Below are 12,965 nucleotides of genomic sequence, written 5' to 3' on the forward strand. Positions count from 1 at the left end.
GCCATTCACTGGACGACCCATGCATTACAGCCGAATCGGCCTGCGCGGCGAGCGCCCGATGCCCGGAAGCGCCCTTGTTTGCACGGGAGCCGGGCGATGAGCGCGCCGCTGGCGACCCTGCCCGCATTCGCGGCGATCGGTATCGGCGCCGCGCTCGGCGCGTGGCTGCGCTGGGGATTGGGCCTGCTGCTCAACCCGCTCTTCCTGGTGGTTCCGCTCGGCACGCTCTCTGCCAATCTGCTCGGCGGTCTGCTGATGGGGGCCGCGCTGGCGTGGATCCACGCGGTGCCCGAGATGTCGCCGACCCTGCGCCTGCTGATGACCACGGGCTTTCTCGGCGGACTCACGACCTTCTCGACCTTCTCCGCCGAAGGCCTGCACCTCGTGCAGCGCGGCGAATGGGCGTGGCTCGCGCTGCACACGTTGCTGCACGTGCTGGGATCGCTGGCGATGGCGTGGGCAGGCTACGCGGCGTTCAACGCGTGGCGCGGCTGAATCCGCGATTGGCTCATTCCCGGCCCGCGAGCCAGTCGGCCGCCCCGAGCCCCGCCGCCCGGCCGGTGGCGAAGCAGGCCGTAAGCAGATAACCGCCGGTCGGCGCCTCCCAGTCGAGCATCTCGCCGCAGCAGAACACGCCGGGGAGCGCGCGCAGCATCAGGCGATCGTCGAGCGCCTCGAACAGCACCCCGCCCGCGCTGCTGATCGCCTCGTCGAGCGGGCGCGCTGCGGCCAGCACGATCGGCAGGGCCTTGATTGCGGCGGCGAGGCGGTTTGCGTCGGCAAAGACGTCCTTCGTCGTGCACTCGCGCAGCAGGCCCGCCTTCACGCCCTCGATCCCGGCCTTGCTCTGCAGGTGGCTCGCCATCGAGCGCGAGCCGCGCGGCCGTGCGAGATCCGCCGCGAGGCGTTCCAGGCTGCGACCGGGCGCGAGGTCGAGGTGCACCGTCGCCAATCCCGTGGTGGCTATCGTGTCGCGCAGCGGCGCCGACAGCGCGTAGATCAGCCCGCCCTCGATGCCGCTGGCCGAGATCATGCACTCGCCTGCGCGCTCATGCGTCTGCCCGCGGGCGTCGCTGACGCGCGCCGCAACCGATTTCACCGGCGCGCCGGCGAAGCGCTCGAGGAAATGCGCGCTCCAGCCGGCAGCCGCGTTGCCTGCGAGGACGTCGACGTCGAAGCCGCAGTTTGCCGGCTTCAGCGGGGCGAGCTCCACACCGCGTCGCGCGAGCCACGGCATCCAGGCGCCGTCCGAGCCGAGCTTCGCCCAGCTCCCGCCGCCCAGCGCGAGGATCACCGCGTCGACCGCGATGCGGCACTCCCCTTCGGGCGTCGCGAAGCGCAGGCCGCGCGTCGGATCCTTGTCGCCGCCGTGCTCGTCGTCCCAGCCCAGCCAGCGATGCCGCACGTGCAGGCGCACCCCCGCCTGCCGCAGGCGGTGCAGCCAGGCGCGCAGCAGTGGCGCGGCCTTCATTTCCTTGGGGAAAACGCGGCCCGAACTGCCGACGAAGGTCTCGATGCCGAGTTTCGCCGCCCAGGAGCGCAATGCGGCGGCACCGAAACGCTCCAGCAGGGGCGCGAGTTCGGCCTGTCGTTCGCGGTAGCGGGTGACGAAGGCGGCGGGCGGCTCCGCATGGGTGAGGTTCAGCCCGCCGATCCCCGCGAGCAGGAACTTGCGCCCCGGCGAAGGCATCGCGTCGTAGACGTCGACCGTGCAGCCGCGCGTCGCGAGCATCTCCGCCGCCATCAGCCCGGCCGGGCCGGCGCCAATCACCGCGACCCGCGGCGCCGTCCTGTCGCTCATCGTGCAATCTCCTGCCAGGCCGCAAGCTTCCGCGCATACGACCAGCTCGCGTTCGCCGGACTCGTCGACGGCAGCCGTGTCCAGGCGATCGTCGCATCGAGTGCAGGCGCGACGTGCCGCCGGAACAGCGTCGCGGCCGCCGTGCCGTTGAGGAACACGCGCGCGATGCCCGGATGCACGGCGAAGAAGGCCGCGAAGTCGTTCACCTCCATCGACGCGGGTTCGATGTCCGTATCCAGGCTGCCCCTACGCCGGCACGCGCCGAGAACATCCCACAGCGCATAGCCGCGCTCGGCGTAGCACCGCGCGCGTTCCGCATACGGCAGGGCAGCGTCGATGCCCAGCACCGCACACACGATGGGCCAGAAACCGTTGCGCGGATGGGCGTAATACTGACCTGCGGCGAGCGAGGCCGCCCCCGGCATGCTGCCCAGGATCAGGGTGTGCGCATGGGGCAGGGCGATCGGCGGGAAACCTTCGAGTCGGGACATCGCGGAAAGCGGGAACAGGGTAAGGGACGACGGCACGCAAGGTAGCCGGCCGCGCCTTGCCCGGCAAGTCCGGTCGCCGGGAATCCTTTCGCTTTGTTTGGAGTCCAACGGGCGTCTCATCAAGGGAGACAAGGAGGAATTCGCCATGAACACCCACAACTTACCCAAGATGCTGTACTCGTATTCGGAGGGCTGGCAGGACCTGATCCAGGTGCATCCGACCGTCGCGAAGATCTTCACGATGTACGTGATGCCGATGTCGCTGATCCCGCCGGCGATGTTCCTGTACTCGATGTTCGCCACGCCGGGCGCGGTGTTTCCCGAACTGGTGCCGCAGATCAGCGTCGGTGAGGCGCTTGCAGCGGCAGTCGCGTTCTATGTCGCGGAACTGGCGATGGTCGCGCTGATGGCTTCCATCATCCAGCAGATGGGGGACGTCGTGGATGCCAAACCGCCGTACTCCGAGTCCTTCATCCTCGCCGCGGTCGCGCCGACTCCGTTGTGGCTCTCCGCGCTGGCGCTGTTCATCCCCTCCGCCTGGGTGGCGGGGATCGTCGTTGCGCTCGCGTGGGTCGCCTCGTCAGCGCTGATCTATCACGGCGTCTATCCGCTCTTCAAACTCGAGGACAAGAGCAAGTCCCGCCTGATGGGCTCCTTCGTCCTCACTGCGGGCGTGATCGCCTGGGGTGCGTTGCTGGTCGTGCTCGCGCTGGCGATGAGCATGATCGTCGGCCTGCGCTGAACGCATGCCTGCCGCGCCGGATGCCGCGAGGCGTCCGGCGCCCCCGCTCAGTCGCCCGGCGCCGCTCTTATGACGGTGGCGGCGCCGGGTGCTACCATCATGTCATTTCATGGGGCGCATGAGAGCCGCATCCTGCGGTCGCGACCGTCGGTCGGGGCGCGTGCGATGAATCCTCGGAGACGTGATGGCAGAAGCGAGCTTTACCCTGGTGTTTCAAGGCGGCATCCTGGACGGGTTCGAGCGCGAACAGGTGATGCAGCGATTCGGACATATTTTCCGCGTGTCGGCAGAAGACGTCGAGAAGATCTTCGGCCACCCGCGCGTCGTGCTCAAGCGCAATCTCGATCGCGCGGCCGCGGACGCATACCTCGGCCGGCTTGCCGGCATCGGTATGGCGGTCCGGCTCGACGAGGTGCGGCCCGCGACGCCCGATCCGCTGCCGGTGTTGCCGACGTCGGACGACGAGATGCGGGAGGCACCGCCTCCGGTGAGCGTCGAGCAGCCGCCGACGGCGACCCCGCAGCAGAGCGGCGCGTCCGATCAGCGAGCACCCGCCGCGTCGGTTGCCGCGACGCCCTTGGTCTCCTCCGCCACCCGCGACAACGATCAGCCGCGCGAGCTCCCCTTCGAGTTTTCCGGCAACGGCTTCGAGTTCTTCCGCATCTGGATCGTCAACCTCGTCCTCAGCATCGTCACGCTGGGAATCTATTCCGCCTGGGCCAAGGTGCGCACGCAGCGCTACTTCTACGGCAACACTCGCTGCGACGGCGCGAGCTTCGCGTATCTGGCCGAACCGCTGAGCATTCTCAAGGGCCGCCTGATCGCCTTCGCGCTGGCCCTCGTCTACATCCTTGCCGACGGCTTCGTTCCCCTGCTTCGTGTCGTCGTGACGCTGCTCTTCCTCGCGATCTTCCCCTGGATCATGGTGCGCGGGCTCGCCTTCCGGAACCACAACTCGGCCTGGCGTGGCGTACGCTTCGGCTTCGATGGCCGCCTCGGCGAGGCTTATCGCGTGTTCCTGCTGTGGCCGATCGCCGGTGCGATCACGCTCGGCCTGCTCCTGCCCTACGCGGCGTACCGACAGCAGCAATTCATCATCGGCAGGGGGCGCTACGGCGTGGAGCCGTTCCGGTTCGAGGCGCGGGCCGGCGGGTTCTACATGATCGCCCTGGCCGTCATCGGCATCGGCGTGGTCGGCTTCCTGCTCTCGATGCTGACAGGCGCGGTGTTCCCGCCGCTGAGCCTTGTGGTCATGCCTGCGGCGTATCTGGCGATCTTCGCGGTGTCGAACGTGATGATCACCAATCTCCGCTACAACAACACGGCGCTCGGCACACATCTCCTGCAGGCGAACTACGGCTTCGGCTCCTATGCAATGCTGATGCTCACCAACACGCTGGCGCTGGGTCTGACCCTGGGCCTGTTCTATCCCTGGGCCAAGGTGCGCAGTGCCCGCTACGCCGCCGAGCACATTTCCCTGGTGGCCGACGGCGACCTCGACGTCTTCGCCGCCGGGCAGCGCGAACAGGTGTCGGCGGCCGGCGGGGAAATCGGCGACCTGTTCGACGTGGACCTGGGCATCTGATGCGAATCGAGGGACGCTTCTTCGACGGCCTAAGCTCGCGCAGCCACCGGGCGAGTGTGGTGGTCGAGAAAGGCGTTCTGCAGGTCGAGGGCGCGGCGGGCGAAACCCTGCATCCTGCCTGCGAGCTCGACTGCGTCGAATTCTCTTCGCGGGTCGGCGATACGCCGCGCTTTCTCCGTTTTTCGGCCGGGGCGAGCTTCGAGACCGCCGATAACGACGCGGTCGACCAACTCCTTGCGCGCCGTGCGCCCGCGAGCGGGCTCGCGCATCGGCTGGAGTCGAAGTTGCGCTACGCCCTTGTCGGGCTGGCGTTCACCGTCGCGTTCGTGTGGGCCTGCATGCAGTGGGGCGTCCCGGCGCTGGCACGCGTCGCGGCGCATGCGCTGCCCGTCGAACTCAATGCGCACGCCGAGACCGCGGTGCTCGAGCTCCTTGACCGGCAACTCCTCAAGCCAAGCCGCCTGCCCGCGCAGGAACAGGCTCGCCTGCTTGCCGTCTTTGCCCCGCTCATGGGGGAAGGTTGCCCCGTTCGGGTGGTGTTCCGGGATGCCGCCGGCACCATCGGCCCCAACGCGCTGGCGCTCCCCGCTGGCACCATCATCTTCACCGACCAGTTCATCCAGCGTGCCCGGCACGACGAGGAACTCATCGGCGTGCTTGCCCACGAGATCGGCCATGTCGCGCACCGCCATGCCATGCGCGCTTCGCTGCAGGCCTCGTTCATGGGCCTTCTCTCGGCCCTGGTCGTCGGCGACATTTCGTCCGTGTCCTCGGCGGTCACCGCGCTGCCGCTGCTGCTCACGCAGATGGGCTACTCCCGCGATTTCGAGCGGGAAGCCGATCGTCACGCGGTCGACACGCTGCGCCGTCATGGCATCAGCCCGCAGCGCCTGGTCGACATCCTCGAGCGGGTCGATCAGGACGCGGACGAGAAGTGGGGGTATCTCTCGACTCACCCGCCGACGCCCGAGCGCGTGCGTCTGATCCTGTCCATCGCGCGGGAATGAGCGGTGCGGGCGGGGCCGGGCGTACAAGTAATGCCCCGTCCGCCCGTTCTGGCATAATTTGCACGACTTTCCCGAAGTGACCCGCCGCCCCGGCGGGCAATGAACGACCGCCTGCGACTGTTTGGACATGGCGGTCCCGCCGACGACCCCGAACGTGACTCCTACCGATTCCCGGCCCCGCGATGAGCGCCGGCGCGACGACTATTCCGACTGCCTGACTGCCGACCGCCCGCGCCTGCGCCGTCTCGCGCGCGACCTCGGTCGCCACTCCGGCGCCAAGCGCGAGCGCCTGCAGGCCGACCTCGACGCGCTGCTTGCACGCTCCCGCGCTGCGCTCGCCGAACGCCGGGCCCGCCTGCCGAAACCCGACTTCCCGGCCGAACTGCCCGTCACGCAAAAGCGCGACGAGATCGCCACCGCGGTCGCCGCCCACCAGGTCGTCATCGTCTGTGGCGAGACCGGCTCCGGCAAGACCACCCAGCTCCCCAAGATCTGCCTCGCACTCGGCCGCGGCGCCGCCGGCCTCATCGGCCATACCCAGCCGCGCCGTCTCGCCGCCCGCGCCACCGCGACCCGCATCGCGCAGGAGCTGAAAAGCGAACTCGGCCAGGCTGTCGGCTACAAGATCCGCTTCACCGACCGCCTCAGCGAGTCGAGCTGCATCAAGTTGATGACCGACGGCATCCTGCTCGCGGAGACGCAGGGCGACCCGACCCTCGCTGCCTATGACACCCTGATCATCGACGAGGCCCACGAGCGCAGCCTCAACATCGACTTCCTGCTCGGCTACCTCCGGACCCTGCTGCCGCGTCGCCCGGATCTGAAGGTGATCGTCACCTCCGCGACGCTCGACGCCGACCGCTTCGCGCGCCACTTCGCGAGCGCCGACGGCAAGCCCGCCCCGGTGATCGAAGTCTCCGGCCGCCTCTACCCGATCGAGCTGCGCTACCGCCCCGTCGAATCCGACGACGAACCTGCCCACCAGGACCGCCGCCCCGGCGCTGACCGCCGCAGGGACCGCGACCTCTACGACGCCATCGTAGACGCCGTCGATGAGGCGCACCGCAGCGGTCCCGGCGACACCCTTGTCTTCCTGCCCGGCGAGCGCGAAATCCGCGAGGCCTCTGAAGCCCTGCGCAAGGCGCATCACGCCGCCGGCACCGAGATCCTGCCGCTCTACGCGCGCCAGTCCGCGCAGGAGCAGATCCGCGTCTTCGCGCCCGGCAAGGGCCGCCGCGTCGTCCTCGCGACCAACGTCGCCGAGACCTCGCTCACGGTCCCCGGCATCCGTTACGTCGTCGACACCGGTCTGGCGCGCGTCAAGCGCTACTCGCACCGCAACAAGGTCGAGCAACTGCAGGTCGAGAAGATCGCGCAATCGGCCGCCAAGCAGCGCGCGGGTCGCTGCGGTCGCGTCATGGACGGCATCTGCTTCCGCCTCTACGACGAGGACGAGCTCGGTAAGCGCCCCGCGCACACCGATCCCGAGATCCTGCGCTCCTCGCTCGCCGGCGTGATCCTGCGCATGAAGTCCCTGCGCCTCGGCGCGGTCGAGGACTTCCCCTTCATCGACGCGCCGCTGCCGCGCATGATCGCCGACGGCTACCAGCTCCTCACCGAGCTCGGTGCCGTCACGGATGACGACGCACGCGAACTCACGCCTACTGGCGTCGAACTCGCCAGGCTCCCGCTCGACCCCAAGATCGGCCGCATGATCCTCGCCGCGCGCGACCGCGGCTGCCTCGCCGAGGTCCTCGTCATCGCCGCCGCCCTGTCGACGCAGGATCCGCGCGAGCGCAATCCTGAAAGCCCCGGCGCCGCCGACCAGGCGCACGCCAGGTTCCGCGGCGGCGAGCAGGACCAGCGCTCCGAGTTCCTGTGGTTTTGGAACCTGTGGAAGGCATGGAGCGAAGTGCTGCGCCATGAAACCGGCAGCAAGCAGAAGGCGTGGGCGAAGCAGCACCACCTGTCCTACATGCGCCTGCGCGAATGGCGCGACGTGCATACCCAGCTCCACACCTTATGCACCGAACACGGATGGAAGGAAAACGACAAGCCCGCGCAGTACGAAGCGATCCACAAGGCGCTCCTCGCCGGCCTCCTCGGCCACGTCGGCTGCAAGATCGAGGACGCCAGCGGCCCGCAGGCCGGCAGCTACCTCGGCGCGCGCGGCATCAGGTTCTGGCCGCATCCCGGTTCCGCGTTCGCCAAGAAGGCCGGCAAGTGGATCGTTTGCGCCGAACTCGTCGACACCTCGCGCCTCTTCGGCCGCTGCCTCGCGAAGATCGAACCCGAATGGCTGGAGGAAGTCGGCGCCCATCTCCTCAAGCGCCAGGTCTATGAGCCGCACTGGTCCAAGACCACCGGTGCGGTACGCGCATGGGAGCGCGGCACGCTGCACGGCCTCGTCCTGTATGCCCGTCGCGGCGTCGGCTACCGCGACACCGACCCCGGGCTGTGCCGCGAACTCTTCATCCGCGAAGGCCTCGTCCAGGGCGAGATCGCCGAAGGCCCCGCCCGCAGCATGGCCTTCCTGCAGCACAACCGCCGCCTCGTCGCCGAGATCGAACGCCTCGAGCACAAGTCGCGCCGCCCCGACGTCCTCGTCGACGAGGAACTGATCCACGCCTTCTACGACGCCAAGCTCCCGCCGGACGTCCTCGACGTCCCGAGCTTCGACGCCTGGCGCAAGCAGGCCGAAAAGGCCGAGCCCAAGCTGCTGCACCTCTCGCGCGACCAGCTCATGCGCCACGAGGCCGAAGGGATCACGACCGACCGCTTCCCTGCGAACTTCGAGGTCCTCGGCCAGAAGCTCAAGCTCACCTACCTGCACCAGCCCGGCGAAGCCGACGACGGCGTCACGCTCACCGTCCCGCTCGCGATGCTCAACCAGGTCCCCGCGCACCGCTGTGAATGGCTCGTGCCCGGCCTGCTGGAAGAGAAGGTCGCGGCCCTGCTGCGAACCGTGCCGCAAAAGCACCGCCACCGCCTGCAACCGATCGCCGACAGCGCCGCCGCCTTCATGGAGCACTTCGACGCCGGCGAGTGGGACACCGACGAAGCGCTTCTGCGCGCACTCCAGCGCTTCGTCGAGGACCGCGTCTCGCTCAAGCTGCCGATGGAATCCTTCCGTGCGGAAAACCTCAATCCGCACTGCTTCATGAACTTCCGCGTCATCGACGAGCACGGCCGCGTGCTCGGCCAGTCGCGCAACCTCGCCGAACTGCGCACGCGGCTACGCGACCAGGTCGCCGAACGCTTCCGCGGGGCGCGCATCACGATGCCCGAGGTCGCGGCCAAGGCCGTCACGCCAAAGGCGACGACTCCCCCTGCGCCCACGCAGACGCCGAAAGGGCAGGGCGCCCCCGCGAAGCCGACCGCCGAAACCTCCGCCGCCCAACTCTCCGGTTTGACCGCCTGGACTTTCGGCCCGTTGCCGGAACTCCTCGAAGTCAAGGTCGCCGGTCGCGAAGTCATCGGCTTCCCCGCGCTCCATGACGACGGTGACAGCGTCTCCCTGTGCCCCTACGACACCCCCGAGGAAGCCGCGAAAGTGCATCGCAAGGGCCTCACCCGCCTCTTCGCGCTGACCCTCAAGGACCAGGTGCGCGCCGTCGAGCGCCTGCCTGGCCTGCGCGATCTCGCGCTCGCCTTCATCCCGTTCGGCACCGAAGCCGAGCTCAAGGCCCAACTCGTCACCGCAACTCTCGACCGAACCTGCCTGCTCGATCCGCTCCCGATCGACGCCGCAAGCTTCGAGAAGCGCTGTGCCGAAGCCAAATCCCGCATCACCCTCGTTGCCCAAGAGTTCATGCGCCTCGCGACGACCCTGATCGCCGAGCACGCCGCGCTGCAGAAACGCCTCACCGGCATGAAAGGCTTCCCCGAAGTCGCCGCCGACATCCAGGCCCAGGTCCGCGAGCTGATGCCCAAGGACTTTCTCATCGCCTATCCTTGGGAGCGCCTTGCCCACTTCCCGCGTTACCTCAAGGCCGCGGGCGTACGCCTGGACAAGCTGCGCAACAACCCCGCGCGCGACGCGCAACTACAGACAGAGTGGCGCAGTCTCGCCCAACCCTTCGAGCGGGAACGCCTCGGCAAGCGCAAGGCCGGTGTCGCCGACCCCACACTGGACGAATTCCGCTGGCTCCTCGAAGAGCTCCGCGTCGGCCTCTTCGCCCAGGAACTGAAAACCCCCATGCCCATGTCCGTAAAGCGCCTGCAAAAAATTTGGGACGCCCGCCCCCGATAGACAGCCTCTCAACACAGCGCCGGAGGCCCGGATCAGCACGGCAATAGAGGCCATCATCCGCCACTAAACAACGTCCTTTGATCCGTCAAGCGTTTCCTGCTATTCTTCCCGGCTTTCCCTTGCTCCACCGGTTCGCATGCCGGGGAGCTGTCATCAACCGCAAGGAGTCTCCATGCGACATTACGAAGTTGTATTCATCGTCCACCCGGACCAGTCGGAACAGGTCCCGGCGATGATCGAACGCTACAAGTCGATCGTCACCGCCCGCGAAGGGAAGATCCACCGCCTGGAAGACTGGGGCCGCCGCCAGATGGCCTATCCGATCCAGAAGGTGCACAAGGCCCACTACGTGCTCATGAACATCGAGTGCGACGGCGAAGCCCTTGGCGAACTCGAGCACTCGTTCAAGTTCAACGATGCCGTCCTGCGTCACCTCGTCGTCAAGATGAAGCGCGCCGTGACCACCCCGTCGCCGATGATGAAGGAAGAGAAGTCCCGCTCGCTGACTGCCGCGCCCGCTGCGGAAGAAGCGAAGTCCGAGGCCGAATCCGCCTGAGGTGACTGACGAGGGAATCAACCAACTGCACCTCGACGCCCGGATTGCTGAACTCCAGCCCCTGCGTCGAACCCCGGCAGGAGTGCCGATCGCCGCTTGCGGCCTCGCGCACGAATCGAAACAACTGGAAGCGGGCCTGAGCCGCGACGTTTCGGTGGAGCTGCAGGCGGTTGCAGTCGGTGAACTGGCCAGTGTGCTGGCTAGTGCATCCCCCGGCATGAGGATACGGGTCTCCGGATTTCTCGCTGCGAAGAGCCTTCGCAGCCGAAGCCCGGTACTGCACCTGAGCAAGATCGAATTTCTGGAAGGAAACGAAAATGGCGTTCAACAAGAAGTTTGCAAAGAAAAAGGATGACCGCGGCAATCGCGGCCTGTTCAAGCGTCGCAAGTTCTGCCGCTTCACCGCGGAAAAGATCGAGGAAGTCGACTACAAGGACGTCGACATCCTGAAGGACTTCGTCACCGAAAACAGCAAGATCATGCCGGCCCGCATCACCGGCACCAAGGCCGGCTACCAGCGTCAGCTGTCGACCGCGATCAAGCGTGCGCGCTTCCTCGCCCTGCTGCCTTACACCGATCTGCACAAGTAATCAGGAGAGATCGGACATGCAAATCATTCTGCTCGAAAAAGTCGCCAACCTCGGCACCCTCGGCGACGTGGTCAAGGTCAAGGATGGCTACGCTCGCAACTACCTGATCCCGCAGGGTAAGGCCAAGCGCGCAACCCAGGCCAACATGGCCGCGTTCGAAGCCAAGCGCGCCGAACTCGAAAAGGCCCAGGCCGAAAAGCTCGCCGAAGCGCAGGCCGTTGCCACCAAGCTCGAAGGTCTGATGCTGCAGATCGCCCGTAAGGCCGGCATGGACGGGCGCCTGTTTGGCTCCGTCACCAACATCGACATCGCTGAAGCGCTGGAAGGTCAGGGCTTCAAGGTTGAGCGCAGCGCGGTCCGCATGCCCGAAGGCCCGATCAAGGCCATCGGCGACGTGCAGATCGACATCGCCCTGCACCACGACGTCGTGGTTCCCGTCACCGTTTCCGTGCTCGGCGAACAGTAATCCGCCCGCGCTGAGGTGATCGCAAAAGGGGCTGCCGCGGCAGCCCCTTTTCTTTTTCAGCAGTCCCTGCCGCTTCGGTAAAATTCCGCACTCGCTCTCCAGGACGATCGCCCCGATGGCCACTCAAAAGCGCCGCTTTCCAGCGAACCCCGGCGACCCCGACATTTCGGCAATCAAGCTCCCGCCGCACTCGCTCGAAGCCGAACAATCCCTCATTGGCGGCATCCTGCTCGACAATCAGGCGTGGGAACGCGTGGCTGACCTCGCCAGCGAAGCCGACTTCTACCGCGACGATCACCGGCGCATCTTTCGCCACATCAGCAAGCTGCTCGACCTCGGCAAGCCGGCTGACGTCGTCACCGTGTTCGAATCGCTCGAGAAGAATGGTGAAGCCGAGCAGGCGGGTGGGCTCGCCTATCTCGCAGAAATCGCCAACAGCACCCCGTCGGCAGCGAACATCCGGCGTTACGCGGAAATCGTCCGGGAGCGTGCCATCCTGCGCAAGCTCGTCACTGTCGGCGACGAAATCGCTGCCTCTGCGCTGAGCGCCACGGGCCGGGACGCCAAGACTCTGCTCGACGAAGCCGAAGCCAAAGTCTTCGAGATCGCCGAGTCGACAGCGCGCACCACCACCGGCTTTGTCTCGATCCAGCCCATCCTGAAGCAGGTCGTCGACCGTGTGCAGGATCTCTACGACCGTGACAACCCGTCCGAGGTCACCGGCGTGCCGACCGGTCTCGTTGATCTCGACGACAAGACGTCCGGCCTGCAGCCCTCCGACATGATCATCGTGGCCGGCCGTCCCGCGATGGGCAAGACCACATTCGCGCTCAACGTCGCGGAACATGTCGCCGTCGACTGCAAGCTGCCCGTCGCCATTTTCTCGATGGAAATGCCCGGTACCCAGCTCGCCACCCGCTTCATCTCCTCCGTCGGCCGGATCGACCAAGGCAAGATCCGCACCGGTCGTCTCGGTGACGAGGATTGGCAGCGCCTTACGATGGCGATGGGCAAGCTCTATGATGCCCCGCTCTTCATCGACGAGACGCCCGGCCTCAATCCGATCGACCTGCGCGCCCGCGCACGCCGCCTCGCACGCCAGTGCGGCAAGCTCGGCCTCATCGTCATCGACTACCTGCAGCTCATGGTCGGCAGCAAGGACAGCGACAACCGGGCCTCCGAATTGTCCGAGATCTCACGCTCGATCAAGTCGCTCGCCAAGGAGCTGCACGTTCCGATCATCGCGTTGTCTCAGTTGAACCGGAGCCTCGAGCAGCGCCCCAACAAGCGCCCCGTGATGTCCGACCTGCGCGAATCCGGCGCCATCGAGCAGGACGCGGACATCATCATGTTCATCTATCGCGATGAGGTCTATAACCCCGACTCGCCCGACAAAGGCTCTGCGGAACTGATTATCGGCAAGCATCGTAACGGCCCGACCGGCACCGTCCGCATGACCTTCATCGGCGAGTGCA

The 12,965-nt window shown here is 67.0% G+C and carries 12 protein-coding genes (1 of these 12 only partly in view); 10 read left to right on the top strand and 2 right to left on the bottom strand.

Going from position 1 to position 12,965, the window contains the following annotated elements; all coding sequences use genetic code 11:
• Positions 1 to 96 precede the first annotated feature (96 nt).
• Positions 97 to 495 carry a fluoride efflux transporter CrcB gene (gene crcB, locus ToN1_RS15240; protein WP_169205843.1) on the top strand — a complete coding sequence of 133 codons (399 nt, stop codon included), beginning with the start codon at positions 97 to 99 and terminating at the stop codon, positions 493 to 495.
• A gap of 13 nt (positions 496 to 508) precedes the next feature.
• On the opposite strand, the gene ToN1_RS15245 is transcribed toward crcB, so the two are convergent.
• Both ToN1_RS15245 and ToN1_RS15250 read right to left on the bottom strand, forming a co-directional pair.
• The gene (locus ToN1_RS15245) at positions 509 to 1,801 is read right to left on the bottom strand and encodes a TIGR03862 family flavoprotein (protein ID WP_169205844.1); all 1,293 of its coding nucleotides are present in this window, start codon (positions 1,799 to 1,801) and stop codon (positions 509 to 511) included.
• Positions 1,798 to 2,292 carry a DNA-deoxyinosine glycosylase gene (locus tag ToN1_RS15250; protein WP_169205845.1) on the bottom strand — a complete coding sequence of 165 codons (495 nt, stop codon included), beginning with the start codon at positions 2,290 to 2,292 and terminating at the stop codon, positions 1,798 to 1,800. Before ToN1_RS15250 ends, ToN1_RS15245 begins: the two co-directional genes overlap by 4 nt.
• Before the next feature lie 145 nt (positions 2,293 to 2,437).
• On the opposite strand from ToN1_RS15250, the gene ToN1_RS15255 reads away from it, so the two are divergent.
• From ToN1_RS15255 to dnaB, 9 genes are all read left to right on the top strand, one after another.
• Positions 2,438 to 3,034 carry a Yip1 family protein gene (locus tag ToN1_RS15255; RefSeq protein ID WP_169205846.1) on the top strand — a complete coding sequence of 199 codons (597 nt, stop codon included), beginning with the start codon at positions 2,438 to 2,440 and terminating at the stop codon, positions 3,032 to 3,034.
• Between the two features lie 184 nt (positions 3,035 to 3,218).
• Positions 3,219 to 4,619, top strand: a complete 1,401-nt coding sequence (locus ToN1_RS15260; protein WP_169205847.1) for a YjgN family protein — start codon at positions 3,219 to 3,221, stop codon at positions 4,617 to 4,619.
• Positions 4,619 to 5,626: a M48 family metallopeptidase gene (locus tag ToN1_RS15265; protein ID WP_169205848.1), complete on the top strand. Its 1,008-nt coding sequence runs from the start codon at positions 4,619 to 4,621 to the stop codon at positions 5,624 to 5,626. The genes ToN1_RS15260 and ToN1_RS15265 overlap by 1 nt, the downstream gene beginning before the upstream one ends.
• 154 nt (positions 5,627 to 5,780) lie before the next feature.
• A complete protein-coding gene (hrpA, locus tag ToN1_RS15270) occupies positions 5,781 to 9,878 on the top strand; it encodes an ATP-dependent RNA helicase HrpA (protein WP_210147829.1) in 4,098 nt (1,365 codons plus the stop codon).
• 172 nt (positions 9,879 to 10,050) lie between these two features.
• Positions 10,051 to 10,434, top strand: coding sequence for a 30S ribosomal protein S6 (rpsF, locus tag ToN1_RS15275; protein ID WP_169205849.1), 384 nt, complete (start codon positions 10,051 to 10,053; stop codon positions 10,432 to 10,434).
• 1 nt (position 10,435) lies between these two features.
• A complete protein-coding gene (gene priB / locus ToN1_RS15280) occupies positions 10,436 to 10,789 on the top strand; it encodes a primosomal replication protein N (protein ID WP_169205850.1) in 354 nt (117 codons plus the stop codon).
• The gene (gene rpsR, locus ToN1_RS15285) at positions 10,752 to 11,024 is read left to right on the top strand and encodes a 30S ribosomal protein S18 (RefSeq protein ID WP_015434307.1); all 273 of its coding nucleotides are present in this window, start codon (positions 10,752 to 10,754) and stop codon (positions 11,022 to 11,024) included. Before priB ends, rpsR begins: the two co-directional genes overlap by 38 nt.
• Positions 11,025 to 11,040: 16 nt before the next feature.
• The gene (rplI, locus tag ToN1_RS15290; protein ID WP_169205851.1) at positions 11,041 to 11,490 is read left to right on the top strand and encodes a 50S ribosomal protein L9; all 450 of its coding nucleotides are present in this window, start codon (positions 11,041 to 11,043) and stop codon (positions 11,488 to 11,490) included.
• Between the two features lie 115 nt (positions 11,491 to 11,605).
• A protein-coding gene (gene dnaB / locus ToN1_RS15295; RefSeq protein ID WP_169205852.1) for a replicative DNA helicase crosses the window boundary here: on the top strand, positions 11,606 to 12,965 show its 5' portion. The gene runs 50 nt beyond the window's last position; 1,360 of the gene's 1,410 nt are visible here — the first part of the coding sequence; its start codon is at positions 11,606 to 11,608; its stop codon lies off the right edge, out of view.

It is taken from the genome of Aromatoleum petrolei (genome assembly GCF_017894385.1).
Lineage (GTDB): Bacteria > Pseudomonadota > Gammaproteobacteria > Burkholderiales > Rhodocyclaceae > Aromatoleum > Aromatoleum petrolei.